The sequence below is a fragment of the Alkalinema pantanalense CENA528 genome, assembly GCF_050753345.1.
Lineage (GTDB): Bacteria > Cyanobacteriota > Cyanobacteriia > Leptolyngbyales > Leptolyngbyaceae > Alkalinema > Alkalinema pantanalense.
The window spans coordinates 1-22991 of the sequence record NZ_JBLZFX010000097.1; the positions used below are offsets into that span (position 1 = coordinate 1).

The 22991-nt window shown below is 48.5% G+C and carries 19 protein-coding genes; 8 read left to right on the forward strand and 11 right to left on the reverse strand.

What is annotated here, in order from left to right; all coding sequences use genetic code 11:
• Positions 1-347: 347 nt before the first annotated feature.
• From ACN4EG_RS22525 to ACN4EG_RS22540, 4 genes are all read right to left on the reverse strand, one after another.
• On the reverse strand, positions 348-1016 hold the full coding sequence (locus ACN4EG_RS22525; RefSeq protein ID WP_431632447.1) for a GNAT family N-acetyltransferase: 669 nt from the start codon (positions 1014-1016) through the stop codon (positions 348-350).
• A 473-nt stretch (positions 1017-1489) separates the two neighbouring features.
• Entirely contained in the window at positions 1490-2230 is a 741-nt protein-coding gene (locus ACN4EG_RS22530) for a Coq4 family protein (RefSeq protein ID WP_431632448.1), read from the reverse strand.
• Positions 2231-2466: 236 nt separating this feature from the next.
• A complete protein-coding gene (locus ACN4EG_RS22535; protein ID WP_431632450.1) occupies positions 2467-2967 on the reverse strand; it encodes a DUF2721 domain-containing protein in 501 nt (166 codons plus the stop codon).
• A gap of 124 nt (positions 2968-3091) precedes the next feature.
• A complete protein-coding gene (locus ACN4EG_RS22540) occupies positions 3092-4468 on the reverse strand; it encodes a cytochrome P450 (RefSeq protein ID WP_431632451.1) in 1377 nt (458 codons plus the stop codon).
• 133 nt (positions 4469-4601) lie between these two features.
• On the opposite strand from ACN4EG_RS22540, the gene ACN4EG_RS22545 reads away from it, so the two are divergent.
• Positions 4602-5240 carry a TetR/AcrR family transcriptional regulator gene (locus ACN4EG_RS22545; protein WP_431632452.1) on the forward strand — a complete coding sequence of 213 codons (639 nt, stop codon included), beginning with the start codon at positions 4602-4604 and terminating at the stop codon, positions 5238-5240.
• A gap of 526 nt (positions 5241-5766) precedes the next feature.
• On the opposite strand, the gene ACN4EG_RS22550 is transcribed toward ACN4EG_RS22545, so the two are convergent.
• Positions 5767-6240, reverse strand: a complete 474-nt coding sequence (locus ACN4EG_RS22550) for a hypothetical protein (RefSeq protein ID WP_431632453.1) — start codon at positions 6238-6240, stop codon at positions 5767-5769.
• 583 nt (positions 6241-6823) lie between these two features.
• On the opposite strand from ACN4EG_RS22550, the gene cobS reads away from it, so the two are divergent.
• Positions 6824-7591, forward strand: coding sequence for an adenosylcobinamide-GDP ribazoletransferase (gene cobS, locus ACN4EG_RS22555; RefSeq protein ID WP_431632454.1), 768 nt, complete (start codon positions 6824-6826; stop codon positions 7589-7591).
• On the opposite strand, the gene ACN4EG_RS22560 is transcribed toward cobS, so the two are convergent.
• From ACN4EG_RS22560 to ACN4EG_RS22575, 4 genes are all read right to left on the reverse strand, one after another.
• Positions 7528-8421, reverse strand: a complete 894-nt coding sequence (locus ACN4EG_RS22560) for an ion transporter (protein ID WP_431632456.1) — start codon at positions 8419-8421, stop codon at positions 7528-7530. The two genes, cobS and ACN4EG_RS22560, sit on opposite strands and share 64 nt — an antisense overlap.
• Positions 8422-8445: 24 nt before the next feature.
• The gene (locus ACN4EG_RS22565) at positions 8446-9624 is read right to left on the reverse strand and encodes a sugar phosphate nucleotidyltransferase (RefSeq protein WP_431632457.1); all 1179 of its coding nucleotides are present in this window, start codon (positions 9622-9624) and stop codon (positions 8446-8448) included.
• Between the two features lie 274 nt (positions 9625-9898).
• Positions 9899-10753, reverse strand: a complete 855-nt coding sequence (locus ACN4EG_RS22570) for a segregation/condensation protein A (RefSeq protein WP_431632459.1) — start codon at positions 10751-10753, stop codon at positions 9899-9901.
• Positions 10754-10790: 37 nt separating this feature from the next.
• Positions 10791-10916: a hypothetical protein gene (locus ACN4EG_RS22575; protein ID WP_431632461.1), complete on the reverse strand. Its 126-nt coding sequence runs from the start codon at positions 10914-10916 to the stop codon at positions 10791-10793.
• Between the two features lie 282 nt (positions 10917-11198).
• Between ACN4EG_RS22575 and ylqF the strand changes: the two genes are divergently transcribed.
• The gene (ylqF, locus tag ACN4EG_RS22580) at positions 11199-12047 is read left to right on the forward strand and encodes a ribosome biogenesis GTPase YlqF (protein WP_431632464.1); all 849 of its coding nucleotides are present in this window, start codon (positions 11199-11201) and stop codon (positions 12045-12047) included.
• A gap of 48 nt (positions 12048-12095) precedes the next feature.
• Here ylqF and ACN4EG_RS22585 read toward each other — a convergent pair whose 3' ends face one another.
• Positions 12096-14057, reverse strand: coding sequence for an ABC-F family ATP-binding cassette domain-containing protein (locus ACN4EG_RS22585; protein ID WP_431632465.1), 1962 nt, complete (start codon positions 14055-14057; stop codon positions 12096-12098).
• Positions 14058-14624: 567 nt separating this feature from the next.
• Between ACN4EG_RS22585 and ACN4EG_RS22590 the strand changes: the two genes are divergently transcribed.
• The 4 genes from ACN4EG_RS22590 to ACN4EG_RS22605 all read left to right on the forward strand — a co-directional run bounded on the left by ACN4EG_RS22590 (position 14625) and on the right by ACN4EG_RS22605 (position 19577).
• Positions 14625-14837 carry a hypothetical protein gene (locus ACN4EG_RS22590; RefSeq protein WP_431632467.1) on the forward strand — a complete coding sequence of 71 codons (213 nt, stop codon included), beginning with the start codon at positions 14625-14627 and terminating at the stop codon, positions 14835-14837.
• Positions 14838-15067: 230 nt separating this feature from the next.
• Positions 15068-16294 carry a (E)-4-hydroxy-3-methylbut-2-enyl-diphosphate synthase gene (ispG, locus tag ACN4EG_RS22595; protein WP_431632468.1) on the forward strand — a complete coding sequence of 409 codons (1227 nt, stop codon included), beginning with the start codon at positions 15068-15070 and terminating at the stop codon, positions 16292-16294.
• Between the two features lie 190 nt (positions 16295-16484).
• A complete protein-coding gene (ctpC, locus tag ACN4EG_RS22600; protein ID WP_431632469.1) occupies positions 16485-17822 on the forward strand; it encodes a carboxyl-terminal processing protease CtpC in 1338 nt (445 codons plus the stop codon).
• Between the two features lie 366 nt (positions 17823-18188).
• On the forward strand, positions 18189-19577 hold the full coding sequence (locus tag ACN4EG_RS22605) for a type IV pilus twitching motility protein PilT (protein ID WP_431632471.1): 1389 nt from the start codon (positions 18189-18191) through the stop codon (positions 19575-19577).
• A 164-nt stretch (positions 19578-19741) separates the two neighbouring features.
• Here ACN4EG_RS22605 and ACN4EG_RS22610 read toward each other — a convergent pair whose 3' ends face one another.
• The gene (locus tag ACN4EG_RS22610; protein WP_431632472.1) at positions 19742-22075 is read right to left on the reverse strand and encodes a BamA/TamA family outer membrane protein; all 2334 of its coding nucleotides are present in this window, start codon (positions 22073-22075) and stop codon (positions 19742-19744) included.
• A gap of 430 nt (positions 22076-22505) precedes the next feature.
• On the opposite strand from ACN4EG_RS22610, the gene ACN4EG_RS22615 reads away from it, so the two are divergent.
• On the forward strand, positions 22506-22991 hold a 486-nt coding region (locus tag ACN4EG_RS22615), incomplete at its 3' end, for a serine/threonine protein kinase (RefSeq protein ID WP_431632473.1).

A 22991-nucleotide genomic window follows, 5' to 3' on the forward strand; every position in this document is an offset into this window, starting at 1 on the left:
CGAAGCGAGCCGCAATGGATGACACGTTTATGCTCCAAGTCTTAGCCGCTGCGTTGCCCGACTCGGGTAAAGACTCCACCCCTAGTTGTCAATAGCGTTTGAGATGCGCTTACCCTGAGCAGACTAAGGCTAGTAGTGATAATTTTTGATTGAGGTTCTGGAAGAATTTCATGACAATTTACCGCAAATTAACACAGATTGGTGTAGATAAATTTGTACTCGGTAGGCTAGGAAATGCTTTAAGAAAGTTGTGTTTGCGTTTCTTGTTGATCGAAGTAAGCAGCCAATTTTTTGAATTTGGCAACCATTTGCAGAAAAATCATGAAGAAACTCAAACACAGATATTCTTATTGTGATTCGCGCTTCATGAACCATAATTGCCGACCATCTTGTAATAGTTTGTCACTATCCACAACGACAAATCCCCGTCTTTGATAAAAACGTACTCCTGATGGTGTGGAAGTTTCTAAATAACAAGGAAAACCTGCTTTATCTGCTCGGTTAAGTACAGGTTGCAGTAGCTTTTGTCCCACACCTTGATTTTGAAAATCGGGAGAAACACCCAGCATCTTCAAATACCAATGTGGTTCTTTCATAATTGTTCGATGGTATTCATCTACTTTTTGATTTGCAGATAGAAACTCTACCATTTTGCGAGCCCCGATTTTTTGTGGTAGAGCAATTAGTCCAGCTTGCAACCAATGTAATATACTATCGTCGGAGTATTCTGGTGGTATCCAAACTGCAACTCCTTTGATGCAATGATTGGTTATATAAATTTCTTCGGAGCGTTGGTAATAACATAATACTGTGCGCGCAATCCACTCAACTGCATCTATTCTTTTCTGATGATTTTCTGGAAGAAAGTATGACAAAAATGGGTCTTGAATAAATGCTTGACCTAATACTCGTGCGCTATCTTGGATCTGATTGTGGCTGAGTTTAATTATGGTCTCGTCTGACAGATTGTTGTTGATGGTTGAAAAATCTTGAGCCGTATTTCTGTGAGTTGTCATAAAAAACTCCTGCAAAATTCAATTGATACCTGAGCGTTGCTCACGTTTTTATAATATGACGACTACTCATGTTTGTCAAGCAAAAAAAATCCGAGAATCACTCATGTTTAGTTCTGAAAAGCTCAAGCTGAGACTAGGCATGTATTTAGCCACATGCTCACGCAGCCAGTATGGCATTTGCTGCTGCTTCGCCTGATGCACAAGCCCCTTCCATGTAGCCTCGCCAGATGCGCAATAGGTGGGTGCCAGCCCAGTCAATCCGACCGCAGGGTTGCAGGCGATCGCCGATCGTCGTGAGGATCCCAGCTTAGTGGTGCAGAAAACTTTTTTTAGTCTCCCTTTTCAGTTTCAAAATAGACATCAAAAAACAAGATTGCACGTTGCGACGCGAAGTGCCGTAACGTGTAATCTTTCACTGGGAAGGAACTAAGTAGCATTAGCAGCTTTCAAGAGGCCACTGCACTTGGGGCTTGTTATACACTAATAGCTTCTTGTAAAACTGGGCGAGTATACCAGCTCCATAAACCAGTGGTAACAGGCTGAATGTTGAGTTCATTTCGCCAGTCGTCTAAAGAACGCTCTAAACCTTCTTCCCATTTAATAGGAAATAAAGGCTTAGCTTGTCTAGCTATCTGAATTCCCCTAGAAACAGTGTCAAAGTTATACTCTAGCTGATCGGCAACCCCTGAAAGTTCAGCGTCTGTTAGATAAGTCAACAAAGATCCTAACAGGTCAATAAAAATAAATGCGGGATAGCCAATTTGAGCAGCAGTGACAGAAATAACTCCCAATTCACCGTAGTCATCAAAGCTGAATCCTGTCAAAATATGATGTAAATCATGCGTTTTACGAAGTCGGTGGGTGATGTAGTCAACATCCGATTGAATTTCGCGAATACGATAAAACTGGGGATCATACTTTAATGCGCTGAGAACTTTGGCATAAGTCCAGCCCAACGAATGGGGAGGCATTTTGAGCATCTTCTCAAGATTGAATTCTTCCCCAAAATAGCGCTCTTCCAAAATTGCAGCCGACGCAGCATCTTTACGAACTTCTACCAGACATTTTTGCATTTGTGGGCTGTCTCGCAAAATATCTTCAAGATCGAAAACATTAGATGTTTCTAATCCGACTCCAGCAACCATGTCTGTAATTTTCAGCAATTCCTGTAAATTTTCAGGCGCTGCAAGAGCATCAATGTACTTGAATCCCATGTCAATTTTCTCCTATTTCAAACGGCTCGATCGCCTCTAACTGATTCTGATTACTGTTTGAGCTTTGCTCATGTTTTAATAATATGACAATTGCTCATGTTTGTCAAGCGAGATCTGAGAATTACTCACATTTAGTCCTAAGAAGCTCAACCCTAGGATGGGTAAGCATTTAGTCGCAGGACTCCGCGCACTTAGAACGGTTTAGGGTGACTCCTTTGTCCTGACCAACACAGAACTTACTTTGACTCTTGAGATTCTGGACGGAGAGACATTGCCCACCTGACTTCTGCTCGCACGGCTCTATGAGAAACAGAAACTTCCGACATGGCGATAAAAACTGCAATCAAGAGGGTGAACGTTCCAAGGAGGAATAGCATGATTGCTAAATAGGAGAAAACCATGGGGTAAAATTCCATCGATAATCCGATCGTAAGCATAGTGAAGAGAAAAAATATACTTGCCCCATATAGACAAATGATTGCTTTTTGCAGCGCGTAATAGCGATCCGAAAGCTGAATTAATTCCTGGTCAATCAGGTGCAATGCATCAATATAGGCGAGATTGGATGAATCGTACTTGTCGAGGACGTCAATTCGTTCTCTCACTAAACTATGAAGGCGATCGCTGATCCGCATAAATCTTCCTAAAGCCACGTTTTGGCACAGAAAGCAGCTTGAAAGCATGACCGATGGAGCAATCACTAATTGGATGGTTTGAACAACGTTAGCTGCATTCATGAATCTTCGACAAGGGATAATGATTATGGATCATATTGACACATTAAATGAGATGCTCCCCACACGGAATAGTTGTGCAGGGAGCATCAGAATCAAATTAGAACAAAACCCTTCTAGCTGCCAATTAGGCGATGGCTTTCAAGGCTACTTGAATACCATGTCTAGCCCGAAGTGTAATCGAGGGTTGCAGTTCGATCAGTTGATCGGCAACCAGATCTAGCTCAAACTTTTGGGCGATCGCCACGAGTAACAATACCGCCTCCATCATCGCAAAACTCTTGCCAATACAGACACGCGGCCCATCACCAAAGGGGAAATAGACCCCGCGAGGTAATTGCTTTTCTAGGTCGTCTGCCCATCGCTCTGGTTGAAACGCTTCGGGGTCATTAAAGTACCGTGGATCGCGATGCATTGCCCATTGACTCGCCAACACGGTCGCTCCTTTCGGGATTACATAGCCATCCAATTCATAGTCTGCAGTGGCTTCTCGTGATACGTCGGTTGCGGGTGGATAGAGTCGCATGGATTCCTTGAGTACCCAATTTGTGTAAACCAACTGAGGCAGATCCGCTAGACTGGGCACTCGACCATTCAACACGGTTTTCAATTCAGTATTGAGTTTTACTCGCACTTCGGGATGCTGAGCCAGCAACATCCATGTCCAAGAGAGCGCGTTGGCTGTCGTTTCATGACCTGCCAAAATCAAGGTTAAAACTTCATCTCGCAACTGTGTGTCGGTCATCCGGGAGCCATCATCAGCATCTTCTACCTGCATCAACATCCCGAGCAAATCATTCCCGGTTGTATTGGTGCCTCGCCGCTGACCGATCATGGCATAAACGGTTTCATCTAACAGTTCGATCGCCGATCTCAATCGCTGATCCATTGCCTCAGAAGATCGATCAGCGTCCGATACTTGCATTTCACCAAGTTCACTCAAAGCCGCCTTAATACCGATCTCTTCTTGATGTTCTACCCAGTTCATGGCCACATCGAGGGCATGGGCAATGTTACCTGCGGCAGAGTCCTGGACATCCTGGTCAAACAGGGTTTTCATCACAATATTGAGCGTCAGACGCATCATTTCCCCATGGACATCCAGTACTGAGCCATCTTGCCACGTTGCCAACATCCGTTGGGTGTATTCCACCATCACAGCCCCATAGCTATTAATTTGCTGTTGATGGAAGACAGGCTGAGAGAGTCGTCGTTGCCGCAGCCAGAAATCTCCTTCGCTGGTCAATAGTCCATTGCCTAATATCCTCCGGAGCTGCTGCAAGTCTTTTGCTTTGATGAACGAGAGTCGATCTTTGAGGACTTGCGTAATGTAGTCAGGGTTGGTCAGGAGGCAAAATAGTTCATCGCCTAGCTGCAAAGGAATAATACCTTGACCTTGATAGTCTTGGGTCCAACGCTGGGTAAATCCAAGGCGATCGAGGCTGATCTCACGGAGGGCAGAAGCGGCATCGGGATGGGGCAGGGTCATTAAATCTTGCGGCATTGTTGGTTCTCCAGAATGATTTGCGTTACAATGTGAGCGTTGCTCATAATTTGATAATATGAGCATCAATCATGTTTTGTCAAGCAATAAGTGAGATTTGCTCACATATTGATCAAGAAAGAGGAGTAAACCTATGTCTGACAAGCCATCCAATGTCAGTACGATCCGACGGAAGCCCCATCAAGCCCGTAGTCAGGAACGAGTCAACCGCATTTTAGATGTGGCTGAAGCGTTGTTTGTTGCTCAAGGCTACGCTGCCACCACCACGAATGAGATCGCCAAACAAGCTCAGGTGCCTATTGGCTCGCTCTACCAGTTTTTTTCAGACAAGAAAGCGATCGTACAAGCTTTAACTGTGCGCTATAACGAGCTTCTCCACGAACGTTTAGCACTTCTTGGTACGCCAGAAATAACAAAATTACCGTTATCTACTTATGTCGAACAGTTGATTGATACCACCACTCAGTTCTTCGATGACTATCCCGGATACTATGCCATTTTTATGGAAGTCCAAGGATCAGTGCCCGAAGTACAGGAAGCCGAAGAGACTGCTGATGCAAAACTGATTACTGATCTGGCAACAGCACTTGCACAACGAGATACGGGTAAAGATGCGATAGATTATGAAGTCGTTGCATTGGTGCTCGTCAAGGCGATCGGTCCACTCGTATGGCTAGCTCTTGGTCAAGAGAAAGCATTTCAACAGCGATTAACTTTAGAAGCAAAGCGGCTAGCTCTCAGCTATCTTCAGAGTTATTTGCCATCAAGTTAAGTGCGAGCTAACCTAGTCCCGTTTCACGCCAACCGTATCAAGTCTCTTCGTTGAGTTCAAGAGTCTATTTGAGACGGGTAAACGGGGCTGTTCTGCTGACTGAGCAGAGAGAAGAAATCCCTTCCATTCTCTGTTTGTCCAGCATTTCAGGTCATGTTCCAGAGTTATAGTTGTCACGATCTCCTCAGCGATCGCATCATCCGAAGCTTTTGCGACATTGATCCGTTGGTTTTTCCACCCTTCGATCGAGACTCTAGCAACGCAATCAAAAAAGAACCCCTTGAGGAAATCCAACCTACAAATTCAAAACAAGGTTATCAGCTTAAAGAAAACTTTCTGTAGCAGATAATCACGATCGTTCATCGTAGAAAACCTTAACATCAGGCGCATTGACAGACCCGATCGTTGAGACTTTTCCATCATGCGCATCCGTCCTACGCCCAAGCAATACCCCTAAGCCATTGCGATGACTCTAAGTCATTACCCTAAGTGATGACGTTGAAAGTGATGACTCTGAGCAATTCCCTTAAAAATCCACCCCATCCTCATCGTCAAACTGAGGATCCCAACTCGCAGACAACACATCCGCCACCACCGCCTCCAGCGCTGCCGCATTCAACTGCCGATCGGATCTCGTCTGTAACGGATCAGACAATGGCAGCAGACGCAGCAGCCAATTTTCCTGAACCAGATCAAAACAAGTCTGCTCGCCAGTCACCCCAGAGCCAGCCACCTTACGCAACTCCAAATAGTCAAAACTATTGACATTGATATACAGCGATCGATTCGCCACCAACGTCGAACTTTGTAAGTCAGCAATCACCTCCACAATGCAGCCCTCCCCCTCAGAGGCAACCTTTCCATCCTGAAAATAGAGATAGCGAACTCGACTCAAATCCGTGAGCAACCGTTGCATGTCCCGTTTATCGACTACAATTCCTCGATCGACAATACAAGGAGTTGGAAATCGGGCGGGTCGGGAAGAAAAATTTTGACTCATAGCAAGCCTGGGTAAACGAGATCCTTTAAGAACATCTGACTGGGGGGTGATGCAACTATCCCAAGGGCATGATGGATCGGGGTAGAAAACTCCATTGTTCTTCATCATAGGCAACCCGATCGGCGATCCAGCATAGGCTTCAAGACCGAGATCTTTCCCACAAATTGCTTAATCTCACTGAGCAATCGGGCAATCTGAGTAAAGGCACGCTGACTAAAAGCATTAGAGTGATCCAGAATGACAGTTACCGAGGGAGTAGCGAACGCTGTTATAAGGGCAAGGTTGGGCCTATAAACACTGGCTTGGGAAACAGGGGTTTTGGAAAACAACCAGGGAGTAGAATCGCCCGAACTCAGCAGCGATCGATCAGAGCACACAGGACGAAAAAATCAGATGGCTTGTTTCCCTCAGTTATACTCAATTTCATTTAGTTTTTACACTGTATTCATCACATATTCATTGAGTCATCCCTAGGACTCAGCAAAATTCCGTCACCTAAGGACAGCAGACGCAGCCATAATAGTCTGCGAAAGGGCACTTAAAACAAGTTCCTTGCAATTGTGATTAATCCAACTATTCACCCATGGGATTGCTGCTCAGGGGAATCTTCCCAAAAATTATTAGCGCAGTTACATTTTATACATGCATTCCTATCCCCTCCCACTGGCCGCAGGATTTTCGAGGAATTGCCCAATATGCGCCATTAGTCGGCTTAGGCTTGGGCGGCGGAATTAGCCTTCTAGATTGGGGTTTACAGGGTGTAGGCATCCCACTAATCGTGCGATCGGGGTTACTAGTAGGCGCAGGATTGCTCCTAACTGGCGGGCTGCATCTCGATGGAGCCATGGATACGGCGGATGGACTAGCCGTGTTTGATCCCGATCGGCGGTTAGCCGTCATGACCGATAGTCGCAGCGGAGCCTTTGGGGTCATGGCAGCCGTCATGGTTATTTTGCTGAAAGTGCTTGCATTGAATGCCTTACCCGAAAGCCGCGCAGTGATTTTAGTCTTGAGCGCGGGCTGGGCACGCTGGGGCCAACTGTGGGCGATCGCGAACTATCCCTACCTGAAAGCCCAAGGCAAAGGCGCTTTCCATAAAGAGGCCATCCAATCCCCCTGGCAAACGGTGCCCAGCTTATTTCTACTGGTGGGCCTAGGCGTCATGTTTTACACACTCAATCCTACGCAACTACGGTTGACGATCGGGTTAACGATCGCAGGCCCCATCACGGCCTACCTAACCGGAAGGTGGCTCCAGCACAAACTAGGCGGTCAAACAGGCGATACCTACGGTGCGATCGTGGAATGGACAGAAGCATTACTTCTCTGCGGGGCAACGGCATTGGTATAGGGGCGATCAGGGGAAGATTCTAACTTCAAAGGTGACAGCCCTGAGCTGGTTGGGTTCAGCGGTAAAACTGTGCCACAGACCTTACAAAACTTGGCATCAGCATCATGGACAGACCATCCACACTGAGAGCACGTGACTTGAACTTGATTGCCCGTTTTGACCAGTCGCCGCACTAAGTCTCCCAATTGCCAGGGGATAAAAATCAAGCCCGTGATACTCATCAAGATCGTTAACAACCGTCCCATCTGCGAAATCGGTGTAATATCACCAAATCCCGCTGTGGTAATGGTGGTAACGCAAAAATAAATGGAATCTAAAAAGGTTGCAAATGCTTGGGGATTAGTTGTGTGCTCAACTTGATAAATTAAGCCCGCATAGACAAAAATAATCGAGAAAATTGTAAAGAGAATTCTGGTAAAAATCGCAGTATCTTCACTACTGACATAACCAAAAATTGTTTTGCCACCAAAAAATCGAATCAGCCGCAAAATTCGAATCCAACGGAAAATTCTCAGAAATCCCACATTGGAATTACCAAGCAGAAATGGCACGATCGCCAATAAATCAATAACGGAGTAGATGCTAAAAACAAATTGAGTTTTGCGATCGGCACACCAAAACCGCAACCCATACTCCAACACAAATAATCCCAGAATCACCATTTGCCCATGATCCAACCAAGGCTTAATGGAGTCTGGAAGGGTATAGGTTTCTGCCACAAAAATCGCAGAGGACAGCAAAACCAGTCCAGTAATGAGCAGGTTAATTGTCCGCCCGCCTGGGGTTTCGATATCCTCCAAATAAAATGCGATGCGCTGACGGAAGGTCATAAAAGAGGAGAGTTACTTAACCACTCACAACTGAACAACTGGATCATCGACCCCCAATAATTGCGCGATCGCCTGCCGTTCCAGCGAAGGATCTGTGGGCATTTGCTGCCGTGCATCGGTGATCAGCCAATCCAACGAAGCCGCCTGCACATCGATCGTTGCGCCAGTTTTGTCCACACAATAGCGACCAAATACCAGCTTATCCACCAGACGAACCCCAGGGCCCAACCGGGAATAATCAAAAATTACACTGTTATCCACCGTGGCACCGCTGCACACCCAACAATTTGGCCCAATCATCGCTGGCCCAATAATAGTGGCCCCGTCTTCAATACAGGTCATGGCACCAATATAAACCGGACCTTGAATGTTGACTTTATCCCAATTCACCGCCACATTCAGCCCTGCATAGACCCCCGGACGCACCTCCCGCCCAGGGATTTCAACATTTTTCACTTCACCGTTGAGAACCGCCCGCACCGCCTGCCAATAGTCTGGGACTTTCCCAATGTCTACCCACTCGAAATCCATCGGCAACCCATAGAAAGGGGCACCCATTTCGACCAACTTGGGAAATAACTGCCCACCGATGTCATACTCCTCACCGGAGGGAATGTAGTCCAAAATTTCAGGTTCAAAGATATAAATCCCGGTATTGATATCCGTGCTCAGGGCTTCCTCTACGGAGGGTTTCTCTTGGAAAGCTTTGATCCGCCCAGTTTCATCCGTCACTACAACCCCATAGCTGGACACTTCTTCACGGGGCACGGTTTTCATAATAATGGTCGCGATCGAGCCCTTTTCCCGGTGCCACTGCACGGCCTTGGTTAAATCCAAGTCAATCAAAGCATCACCACAGAGCACCACAAAGGTATCGTCAAAGAAGGGGTGGAAATCTTGAATCCGCTTCATACCACCAGCGGATCCTACTGCTTCACCCACCAATTCCCCATCAATAATCCGGCCTTCAAAGGAATAACCAATTTCCACCCCAAACCGCTGACCATCCCGGAAATATCCTTCAATTTCCTTGGCAAGGTGGCTGACATTGACCATGATTTGGTTAAAGCCATGCTGTTTCAGCAGTTCCAAAAGAAACTCCATCACCGGCTTCTGGAGGATGGGAATCATGGGCTTAGGCACAGTGTAGGTAATTGGACGCACCCGTGTTCCTTTACCTGCGGCCAGAATCATGGCTTTCATAGATTTTTCTCTCTCAACCAACACCACTCAATCATCTTCAATTGCACTCAAGGAATTCCTGGAAGATTCTGTAACATCTCTTTCGAGAATTCTCGCTAATTGTAAAGTACCCAGTTTAGACTTGGCCTTCACGAAAGTATAAAGACTCTGTTAAGGGCATTCTTTAAGGTTATCTAAAAAAGTGGTCGATGGATGGGTCATTAAAACCTCATTCACTGGTTAATCTCAACCCATCCAGGCTAACCCCATGAGAGATTTTTTATTTTCAAGAGAACTAATCCGGTAAAGCCACTGCCATGGCTTCTTCTAGATTAAGATCTCGCAGTTGCAGTAGAGTGCGCACCCGCAGATCTTGATAGAACGATTCCTGGGATAGTTCTACCTTGGACTGGGACGTGAGCAATAGCAAGGCCCAGAAGACCCCCACTCGCTCGTGGGTACGTTCGTCGGTAACGATGTGGCGGTGAAGTTGTTCCGAACTCTGCGCCCGCGTTGCCAACCAAAATTCCAGCAGCAAATCAAAATCGATCCAGTCCTGCCCCCGCGATAGGGTATCCCAATGTTCAACAAAAAATTCTTCCAGCATGACGGCCATTTCCGTCAGGTTTTCCTGGTGGGCTAGTTGGGCGATCGTGCGGATGGCCTGCGATCGGGAGTGGGGTTTGGGACGGCGGACTTTTTTGCGTTCTCGGGGGCCTTCTTCCAGGGCGGCGGCGATGATTTCCAGTTGATCGATCAATTCCTGCAACGTAACCCGTCGCCGTTTGGGGGGCTGGGCCACGGCCCGACGGCGCAACCGACGCTCTAAATTCATGGGCAAGGCCGCAAGGCCCAAGCTGTCATCGTCAAAAAATTCCCCCTCTTCCAATAAGCCATCGTCGGCAGGTTGCGCCGTCGGATTCATGCTGTCGGCCTTGAGCAACAGCAACATCGAGGCATAGAGAAAAGCTTGGCCAGATTGGGACAGGTTGGCTTCGTACTGATTGCGATTATTGGCGGCAAAGGGAGACAGGTCATTCAAAAAGCGATCGATGACATCAATCACATTGACATCCCAGGGATCAATTTCTCCCGTTTCTGCTAAGTCAATCAAAAATGCGATCGCGTCCCGCGCTAGGGAAAGAGCCATGAATTGACCTACCAACAAGATAAGAGTTGTACTCGGATTAGCGAAGCTTGATTCGGGAGAAATAGACCGCCGCCGCTACGATCGTGCTGAGTAAGACCAGCGGAACCCACAGACTCCAAAGACTGTGCGGGTCAATGAGACTAACGGGCAGATTAGCAGACATTGTAATGGAGGATCCTAAAATGGAAGAAGCGAATTACCGAGTATAGAACATTTCTACCAGTTTCATATACTTGGATCAGGGTATTTCGGGGATCGATCGCCAATAACGACAATTGGCTTGCAGCCTGAACCGCAACCTCGATCGCCTCTAGCTCGATCGACCCAAAGCAGAAGCACGCTGGATGCGATCGATAAGCTGATACGCTAAAAGACTGCCATCGGACTGCCATCTTCCCAGGTGATGTCGCCCAGATTGTTGAGTTAGCTTGTTGAGTGATCCGAAATGTCCACGCCTCCAATTCAATGGTATCCCGGCCACATTGCTAAGGCCGAACGGCTCCTGACCGATCAACTGAAAAAAGTGGATGTGGTACTGGAAGTCCGCGATGCCCGCATTCCCTTTGCCACCCATCACCCTAATGTCAACCAATGGATTGGCACCAAGGGACGAGTGCTAGTCATGAATCGGATGGATATGATTCCCGATGAAACCCGTCAGCAATGGCAGGCTTGGCTGAAGGAAAACGACATTTCGCCGCAATTTACCGATGGCCACGGAGGACGCGGCATCAAGGAACTGGCTGGGGCTATTAAACAAGCCGGAGCCGCCATCAATCGTCGCCGCAAGGATCGGGGAATGCTGCCACGACCTATTCGCTGTGTGGTGATTGGCTTTCCCAACGTGGGCAAATCGGCCATTATCAATCGGCTCTTGGGCAAGCGGGTGGTAGACAGTGCACGGCGCGCCGGGGTGACACGGGCCCTGCGCTGGGTGAGAATTTCCGACCAAATTGAATTGTTAGATGCGCCGGGAGTATTGCCCAACAAACTGGATGATCAGGATGCGGCGATTAAACTGGCAATCTGTGACGACATTGGCGAGGCAGCCTACGACCACCAACGAATTGCATCCCATTTCATTGATTTACTGAAAACCCAACACCAAGAACAACCATTAACCGATCGCTACGAAATTAACGCCAGCGATATCACCGGCGAAGACTTTGTGCAAAACCTCGCCGACTTAAAATTTCACGGCAGTAAGGATCGATCGGCCAAATTGATCCTGAACGACTTCCGCGTCGGCAAATTAGGCGCGATCGCCCTAGAACTCCCCCCCAACACACCCTAGATCGATCGCGCGATCGATCTAGGGCTTCCAAAATGGATCGCATTCCCGCTACACCAATTCCGCCAACTCCAGCCACCGTTCCGTACAGCGCTCAATTTCCGTATTGAGAAAGGCCAACCGTTCCGATAACTGTTGCACTTCGCTGTATCCCGCTGGAGGTTTTTCATACAGCGTTTTCTCAATCTCGGCCTTTTCCGCTTCCATGTTGGGGATCTCAGTCTCCAACTGTTCAAACTCACGCTTTTCTTTGTAGGACAGCTTCCGGGGTTTATCTGCTGGCTTGCTGCTAGCGGCTGTCTGGGAAGCGGACGACTCTCCCCGATCGCTTCCTCCAGCTTCTGCCTTTCCCTTCCCTGGTGCGATCGTTTCCGCTTCGTTAACTTCGTCTTTTTTGTAATCTAGATAAACAGAATAATTGCCGGGATAGCGCTTGATATTGCCCCCCGGTTCCAGGGCAAAGATTGAGTCCACCGTACGATCGAGGAAATAGCGATCGTGGGACACCACAATCACACAGCCCTTAAAGTCCTCTAGGTATTCTTCCAACACCGCCAACGTTTGCACATCCAAATCATTGGTCGGTTCGTCCAAAATCAACACATTGGGAGCCGCCATCAACACCCGCAGCAGAAAGAGCCGCCGCCGCTCGCCCCCAGACAGTTTCCCGATCGGCGCATACTGCTGATTCGGTGTAAACAAAAAGCGCTCCAACATCTGCGACGCCGTGATCACCGAGCCATCCGCCGTCTTGACCAACTCCGCCACATTCTTGAGGTAGTCGATCACCCGTTGATTATGGTTAATCCCGCTGTCTAAATCCTCCGAGTGCTGGTCAAAATAGCCAAACTGAATCGTACTGCCAATCTCCACCGTACCGGAATCCGGCTGCACTCGGCTTGTAATGATGTTCATCAATGTCGATTTGCCTGCGCCATTGCCACCAATGATGCCAATGCGATCTTCAGGACTGAACTCGTAGGAAAAATCTTTGATCAGTGTTCGATCGCTGTAGGCTTTGCAAATATCCTTTAGGTCAATCACCTTTTTGCCGATGCGTCGTCCTGCTGTGGAGATCTCGACTTTGCCTTGGCCTTGTTTAAATTCCGTTTCCCGCATGGCTTGGATGCGATCGATGCGGGCTTTTTGCTTGGTGCTGCGCGCCTTGGGTCCGCGTTTGAGCCATTCCAACTCCCGCCGCAGCACACCCGCAAACTTGCGCTGGGAACTGGCGGCAGATTCTTCCTGGGCCGCTTTCTTTTCTAGGTAGTAGGAGTAATTGCCGTCGTAGGGATATAAATCCGCCTGATCGATCTCCAAAATACGGTTGGTGACCTTGTCCAGGAAATAGCGATCGTGGGTGACCAGCAGCAACGCCCCCCGATAGCGAGCCAGGTAACTCTGCAACCAATCCACCGAATCTGCATCCAAATGGTTCGTTGGCTCGTCCATTAGCAGTACATCTGGTTCCGCCAATAGCGCCGTCGCGATCGCAATCCGTTTACGATACCCGCCGGACAAATCTCCTACCTTCACATCAAAATCTTGGATCCCCAACTTACTGAGGATGATTTTGGCCTTGGTTTCCAATTCCCAGGCTCCCACCCGATCCATTTCCTGCATAACTTGGGAGAGCCGTCCCATAAGTTGATCATGGTTGGGCCGATCGGAATGTTCCCCCTCCTTGGCCAACTGCTCCGAGAGTTCCTCATACTGCTGAACCAACGATGCTTTGTCTCCGCTATCTGCAAAAACCTGCTCCAGCACCGTTCGAGCCTCGTCTACGGGCGGCTGTTGGGGCAAATAGACCACGCGCAGGCCATTTTGAAACTCGATGGTGCCACTATCGACAGGTTCGAGTCCCGCAATCATTTTCAATAGCGTGGATTTTCCTGAACCATTGGTGCCAATTAGGCCCACCCGATCGCTCGGCTCCAAGCTAAAGTTGGCATCCCGTAACACTTCCTTAATGCCAAAGTCTTTTTGAATCGATCGCAGCGTCAGAATACCCACAAAAAAAGAAACCTATGAAACTGAATGGATGCTATACCAACCTATCACTCTTGCTGAATTTCTCGCAGACTCGGCCTCTGGCACCTATCACAATCGAGCAAGGTCGATCGGGTCAGGAATTCATTCAATTGGCAAAAAGTTGCAGAAAAGTGGCAGAAAAATTGTTTCCACTCAAAAGTTCTGATCTCAGACAGTTTCAGGCTTTGTTGAGGGATGTATGGAATATTTCTTGAGAATAGAGATTAATCTGCAAACTCCCTACAATTTTGTATTCTGCTTTATAAATCGAGAGATGGAGTACGCCTTATATGTGTAGATGCTTACCAAAAAATTTCCTGAAAACACTGATTGTCAAGATTTGACGCAACCCTCCTCCGGACTATCCTGATTGGGCCTCAGGACGGCGGTTGTACGTAGATGAACAGCAGGTTCGCTCCATCGCTTCTTGAAACCGCTGGAATCTTAAATCCCTTCGGAAGTTGGATTTTCCAGTAATCAGTCTTTATTGTTGATCTACTTTTATCCTATCTACTTTTGTCCTCTCTACTTTGTGCTTGGGGTGTTGCTATGACGGGTATCCGTGAAATTGTTCAACAGGCGTTGGCAACGGGGTTACTTTCGATCGAAGCCGAAGATCAACTGCGGCTGCTCCTAACTCACAAATACGACGCTGACGATCGTGAAGCCTTCATGCAGTTGCAGTCTGCGGCAATGAACGGCCTAGTTCAGCAGGAATCTCGGATTCAGTTAGAACTAAAAACCGCCCTAGCCGCTGCCTAGGATGGGTAGAGCAGTGGATGGGTGTGGGAGCGAGGTTAGAGGGATCTTGAGGGAGGGGCATGATTGATTGAAGTCAATTTTTGGGCGATCGAGATAGGCCCGATCGTCGCGATCGTGACAAAAAAAATTCGACTGTGCTGCTGAACGCAGGCAAAAACGACCTTTCTATGGCAATCTTGAAAACAGGAAAGATTCCGTTCCCTTTGCTGTAAGACACCCATAGACAGCGTATGCAAACTTTGCCCAATCCCATTGCAACGGCGACATCGGTCAGCCAATATTCTACGGACACCACCATTCATCGTCGCAAAACCCGCGCAGTGCCTGTGGGCAGTATCACGATCGGCGGAGGCTATCCCGTCGCGGTGCAATCGATGATTAATGAAGACACCCTCGATGTTGAGGGATCGGTTGCCGCCATTCGTCGCCTGCATGAAATTGGGTGCGAAATCGTCCGCGTTACCGTTCCCAGCATGGCCCACGCAAAGGCAATGGAGGAAATTCGGGCGCAGTTGCTCAAAACCTACCAACCCGTTCCTCTCGTGGCCGATGTTCACCACAACGGCCTCAAAATTGCCCTAGAAGCGGCCAAGCATGTGGATAACGTGCGGATTAATCCGGGTCTCTACGTGTTTGAAAAACCCCAAGAAGGCCGCACAGAGTACACCCGTGAAGAATTTGACGACATTGGTGACAAAATTCGGGAAACCCTTGAACCCCTCGTCACCACCCTGCGGGATCAAAACAAGTCCATGCGGATTGGGGTCAACCACGGATCTCTAGCTGAGCGGATGCTCTTTACCTACGGTGACACCCCCGAAGGCATGGTGGAGTCGGCGTTGGAATTCATTCGTCTTTGCGAGTCCCTCGACTTTTACAACTTAGAAATCTCCCTCAAAGCGTCTAAAGTGCCCGTCATGTTGGCAGCCAATCGCCTCATGGTGAAACGCATGGACGAGCTAGGCATGGCCTATCCATTGCACCTCGGCGTCACGGAAGCGGGGGATGGCGAATATGGCCGGATTAAGTCCACAGCGGGGATCGGCACCCTGTTGGCAGAAGGCATCGGCGATACGATTCGTGTTTCCCTCACGGAAGATCCCGAAAAAGAAATCCCCGTATGCTACGGCATTTTGCAAGCCTTGGGATTGCGCCGCACCATGGTGGAATATGTCGCCTGTCCATCCTGTGGTCGGACGTTGTTTAATCTACAAGAAGTGCTCCAAAAGGTGCGGGAAGCCACAAACCACCTGACCGGATTGAACATTGCCGTCATGGGTTGCATTGTCAATGGCCCTGGGGAAATGGCCGATGCAGACTACGGCTACGTCGGTAAACAGGCCGGGACGATCGCGCTATACCGAGGCCGTGAGGAAATCAAACGAGTTCCCGAGGCAGAAGGAGTACAGGAACTGATTGCCTTGATTCAATCCGATGGTCGCTGGATTGATCCCTAGTTCATAGAATCTGACTGTACTATCAATAAATTGATGCAAAAGCGGGTTAATCCCCGCTTTTTTTACCATCTTTCTTGGCTGATCCCCTTGGGGTGTGCTGGCTTGGCACAATTTTCACAGCATGAACTGAGATTCTTCGCTATGCTAGATTGAACACAGTTTTCCAGTCCTTCCTTAGAGTCCCATTGCTATGGTTTTGACAAAGCGTGCACTGGTTTTAGGTACTACAGCGATCGCCATCAGTGCCGTGACCATTACAGGTGCGGGGATCCACCTTTCGAAGGGGGCAGCTTTCTTGTTGAAAGATAGCTCCAAGGAAATTGTGGATGAGGTTTGGCAAATTATTGACAATACTTATGTGGATGGAACCTTCAATCAAAATGATTGGAAGGCGGTACGACGGGATTACCTGAATCGCAACTACGCCACAAAAGAGGATGCCTACAAAGCAGTGCGTGAGATGCTGAAGCTGCTCAAGGATCCCTATACGCGCTTTATGGATCCGCAAGAATTTAAAAATATGAAAATCGATACCTCCGGTGAGCTAACCGGGGTAGGCATTCAACTGGCAGCGGACGAGAAAACGAAGAAACTCACCGTCGTATCCCCGATCGAAGGCAGTCCGGCCTCCAAAGCGGGCATCTTGTCCAAGGACATCATTGTGAAAATCGATGGCCAATCCACGGAAGGCATGGATGTCAATAAAGCAGTGACGCTCATCCGGGGAACGGCAGGAACGGAAGTGGTGCTGACGATTCAGCGGGGGAATCAAGTCCTAGACTATAAACTTCGTAGAGATAAAATTGAAATTCATCCCGTTCGTTTCTCGATACAGCCTTCTAGTGCAGGGGAAGTCGGCTATATTCGCCTCGTGCAGTTTAGTGCACCCGCCGTTCGGGAAATGCGAGATGCCATTCAAAAGCTGGAACAGAAAAAAGTTTCAGGCTACATTTTGGATTTACGATCGAATCCAGGTGGGTTATTGAATGCCAGCGTGGAAATTGCCCGCATGTGGCTACAGGAAGGGGCCATCGTTTCCACGGTCGATCGGCAAGGTGAATCCGATCGACAATTGGCTAATAATTCTGCACTAACTAATAAACCCTTGGTCGTTTTAGTCGATGGCGGATCAGCCAGTGCCAGTGAAATTCTTTCTGGAGCGCTGCAAGATAATAAACGGGCTAAGGTAGTGGGGACACGAACCTTTGGCAAAGGACTCGTCCAATCCGTCCGCGAATTACGCTCGGATTCCAACGATTCAGGCTTGGCAGTGACGATCGCCAAATACCTCACGCCCACCGGACGAGACATTAACAAGCACGGCATTGATCCCGATGTGGAAATCAAGCTGACCGAAGCTCAACAAAAAGATTTAATTCGAGAGCGCGATAAAATTGGCACTCCTGCGGATCCCCAGTTTGCCAAAGCGTTGCAAACGTTGACTGAAGAAACCACGGCTAAGAAACCGCTGCGATCGCCAGAATCTAAAACCAGCTCATCAACGAATAATTCCTCAACTAGCAATTAATCTCAGTTTAAGCAACGAACTGAGCACAGGCTAAATAGGCTTGCATTGGCCTGCCCGGATTAGGCCAACTCGTTTAGCGATCGCTTCATTACGGGAACTAAACGGCCCCCAGCGCTTGAGTGATCTGGCCGCGTCCAGAGATTCATTCTCAGCAGGTTCAGCAGGGAGATCCAGCTCTGAGACTATTTCGCAATGGCCTGTAGAGTTCTGAACAATGTACCAATTGTTAGTAGAAGTCATAATGCAAACAAATTCACAGCAATCTTGATACTTTAGATTCCACTCTGGGAAAGCTGTTATCTATGGAATCTCTATTTCGGAGTTTCTTTACGATCGTATGTAGGGTTCTATCGTAGCAGAGTACCTATGACACCAGAATCTCAGCGTCCATCCATTACCCCTCCTCCCGCTCCACGGGTTCCTCCGGCACCACCCCCTCCCATGCGCCCCGGCGGAACAACGGTGGTCATGGAACCGGAGTCTACTCGAGTCATGCCCCAATCGCCTGACTCGACTGGGATCGTAACCAGTTCTCAGTACGATCGTTCAACCCACACCCAGGCAACAGAAATCAAGGGTACATCCGGATCGGCCCCAGAGGCGACCAAAGCCAATGCTGACTCCACTGCGATGAATGCACCCGCCAAGCATCGGGCGGCGGCCTCTCCCTTTCAATCTGCACGCCCTCAGAATGGTTCACCCACGTTGGCGGAAATTGTGCGGCGAGCCTTCGATAAAGGATTTTCCGATGTTCACCTCGGGGTAGGAGAAGTCCCACGCTTTCGCGATCGTGGACAAATGGAGCCGACGGAGTGGCCCGTGACCGATCGTGAAACCTTCTATAGCTGGATGCGCGAAGTTCTCAGCGAAGAAGACATCGAGAAGTTTGAAAAAACCCTAGACTATGACGGAGCAACTCAGTACGAGTTTGCGCGGGTACGGATCAATATTTTTGACGCACTCCATGGCCCCAGCATGGTGATGCGATTGATTCCTCTGAAAATTCTGACGATGGAGCAGTTGAATCTGCCACCTGTCTTTAAAGATATCTGTCATTATCACAAGGGGCTAATTTTGGTGACAGGGCCAACGGGTTCTGGGAAATCAACCACAATGGCCGCGATGATTGACTACATGAACAAGGAAATGCCCAAGCACATTATTACGATCGAAGATCCGATCGAATTTGTGCACACTAGCCAAAAGTGCTTGATCAAGCACCGGGAAGTGGGTATCAACACCCTCAAGTTTGACAACGCCCTCAAAGCGGCTCTGCGGGAAGACCCCGACGCAATTCTCGTGGGGGAAATGCGGGATAAGGAAACCGTGAATACAGCTCTGAAAGCAGCGCAAACCGGGCACTTGGTCATGGGAACCCTGCACACCAACAGCGCTGTAAAAACGATTGAACGGGTTTTAGGGTTGTATCAACCTGAAGAACAACCAGCAATGCGGGTTGCATTGGCAGAATCATTAATTGCAGTCATCGCCCAAGGGTTGTGTCGCACCACCGATGGTAAGCGGGCAGCCTTCCACGACATTATGATTAACACCGATGCTATTCGGGATTACATCCGCCGGGGTGAACTGGATGAAATTGAAGGTGTCATTGCGCGTTGTGGCTTTGATGGCATGTGTACGATGAACCAGTCACTCTACAAGCTGTACGAAGAAGGCCGAATTACGGAAGAAGTCGCCCTAGAAATGGCTCCGAAGGTCAACGAAATGGCGCAAATGCTACGGGGTCGAGTTTAAACCCGTACTACGCGATCGCGTTTAAACCCGGTAGTATACGGTGTCTGGTTAGTCTTTGAATGAAATGTTTGTTTTGGGGACAGGGTCATACCTGTCCTTTTATCGTTTATGTTGCATTTCTCGAGGTCTCAGGCACCGTGCGGTGAGAGCAGTCTTCCCACGAGCTAAAACTTCTGACCCAGACCGAATTGAATCCGGTTGTCGCCTCGATCGGTAAAGGCCCAATCGGCTCGCAGGATGCCAAAGGGGGAATTAACCCGTAACCCAGCTCCTACCCCCAAGCCATTCCCAGGACGACCTCGCTGCACTCCTGGCTCACCAATCACGGCGTTACTGGAACCCAAGTCAGACGCATAATCTGCAAAGACAGTCCCTCCGACAATTTTGTAAATCGGGAAACGGTATTCCGCCGATGCTTGGACATAGCTACGCCCTGTGCCCACTTCCCCCTGACCGTAGCCCCGCACAGAATTGACACCACCCAAGGTAAAGGCATTATAGGGCGGCAAATCACCGATCGTGGTTCCAGCCTGCACATTAAAGGCCAGTACTTCCTGCTTCGTCGGATCTTGGGAACGATTAAAAATGCCAATGGGAATATATTGGCTATAGTTAGCAGTCAGGCGATTAGATAAGACATTACCAACACCAATAGGAATTGATTGCTCAGTGCTTAAACTCAGCAATGAACCTTGGGTTGGATTAGTAGGATTATTGCGTTTGTCTCGAGACGCTGTAAACCCAACGGTATAGAGATCATCCAAGCCCGTACCACTCCAAGATAGGGGATTACCTTGGCCATCCTGTTTGACCAACTTACCATCCTGATCTCGCAAACTAACGCGGGTATAATTTAACCCGATCGAACCTTGCCAATCTTGGTTATTGTCAAGCGGTCGATTGAACGATACACCACCCCCAAAGCGACCTTCTCGAACGCGATCGCCATTGGCCAACTTAATATCATCATCAAAAACGCGGGATAAGCCCCGTTCTCGAAATCCATTAATGCTATAGCCCCAGGCATTGGGATTACTATCACGGTAGGGATTGCTAAAACGTCCATTAAACTGAACATCTTTAGAACCAATTAAAACACTACCGCCAATCTGTTGGCCAATCCCATTGAAGTTGAAATCATTATAGGAAACACTGCCATATAACCCCGCATCACTGCTGTAACCACCTCCCAGATTCGCGCGACGGGCTTGCTGTTCAGCTAGGTTGTAAACCACGATCGTATTTTGCGGATCACCTTCCAGGGTGACTCGTCCACCCAGAAATAGTCCAGTTTTAACTAAGCGATCGAGATCCGCTTTAGCCGCACTTTCCTGGAAGGGTGCGCCTTTAGCCAACTTAGTTTCTCGCTGAATAAAGCTTTCTCGGGTACGACCTTGGATCGTTTTACCTTGGTCATCCACCGTACGGCCAAATTCATCCACAAACCGAATCCGAATATCACTGATTTGTCCTTCCGCTGCGGTAATCCGAAGAACGCCCTCACGGGTGGATTCCAAGCCCAAGACTGTCGCTACACTATACCCATTCTGGCGGTACCACTGGTTCAGATCTCGCACACCCTGGTTGAGTTTAGACGGCTGCACAGGTTTACCCAACTGATCTTGGAAGATGCGATTAGCCACTTCTAGAGTCAGGGCTTTTGCGTTAATTAATTGAAGCGATCGTACGATCGTGGGTTCCACAACAAACGTCACTGCGATGCCATTATTATTGGCTCGACTATTTACTTTAGCATTAGCAAACACACCCGTTTCTAACAACGCTGCAATATCAGCTTGCAATTGATTTCCACTAGTTTGTCCCCCCGGTTGAGTTGAAATTGCTTGACGGGCAATGCGTTGCAGTTCCTCATCGACTCCTTGAATCGTGACATCCGTAACCATCACCGCCAAATCCGGGGCTAGGGCTGGCTTTGTAGCTGGGTTAGACTTTGTAGCTGGGTTAGACTTTGTAGCTGGGCTAGACTTTGTAGCTGGGCTAGACGGTTTACTGGTAGAAGACAAGCTCACTTTCGCTGGACTTTGGGCAGTTGTTCGCTGAGTTGACTGAGTCTTTGGTTGCGCGATCGAAGTGGGTTTGGCAGCGAGTTGGTTCGTATGGGTACTCGCTTGAGCGATTGGATTAGATAGCGATTGCGCGATCGGTAATTCAACGGATCGGGCAACGGTTGGCGTAACAGGCTGTGTCGCAGGTGGCTTAGCAGATTGTACGGACAGTGTTGAGGGGGTCGCGATCGATCTGGGCGATGGCATCGCAGATGTTTGAACAGTTGCAGTTCGCTCAACAGGCAGGGGAAGTTTTTCCGGTTGCGCGATCGATTTTGTCGTAGGAATGACAACGGGAATCTCTTCCGCATCAACTACCACATCCGTTGCCTTGGGCATTGGGGTGGGAGTCGCGGCTTGGGTGGGTTGTTGTGTAATATCCCACGCGGAAAGGGCGGTGAGAGCGCAAACTGCAACTGTGGGGAGACGCATAAAATCTAGGACAGAGAATTAGGATGAAACGACTCGATCGATTAGATATTTTGGGTTAAAAATATCCATAGGGCCATCAAAGATTCCTACTGAGCACTAGGACGCAGGGCGAGCAAAGATGTTCCGAAAAATAATTTGGCCAGCTACTAGGTTTGCCTGCATCCTATTCGAGGGATTGATACGATCGTATCTTGTCCAGTCCAGTTACTCACCTTTGCCACCGTGAATTGATCTAAAACCTCTCAGTCACACTTCGGAGTAGACTTTTGGCAATTATCAAAGGCGATCCATTAAACAGAGAATTTACGGCCTAATTTACGAATGACAACCTAGTTTACAAATAATAATTGTCATGAAAATACTGTATACTCATTCAAGTTTCTGGGTACTTTAGAAGCGATTGCACCCTTTGCTTTGCGACCTGAATTCTATGCCCTCTTCTGCTAGTACCCCACCTCAAATGTTTGTACAGCTCCCCGGCTACGAATGGATTGAGACTCTATATCAGGGATCTCGTACCATCGTCTACCGAGCCCTGCAGAAGGAATCACAGCAACCTGTAGTCATTAAGGCGCTCAACCAAGAGTATCCAAGTGTTAGTGAACTCGTTCAGTTTCGCAACCAATACACCATCACGAAAAATTTGCAGCTTGTCGGAATGGTGCGTACGCTCAGCCTTGAACCCGTTGGACACAGTTATGCCCTCGTCATGGAAGACCTAGGCAGTATCTCACTAAGAGAGTATGCGCAACAACAGTCTCTCAACTTAGCTGAAGTTTTGACGATCGGGTTGCAAATCACTGACATTCTCCACGAGTTATGCCAACACCAAATCGTCCACAAAGATATTAAACCCGCTAACATCCTCATTCACCCAGAGTCCAAGCAAGTCAAGCTCATCGACTTCAGCATTGCT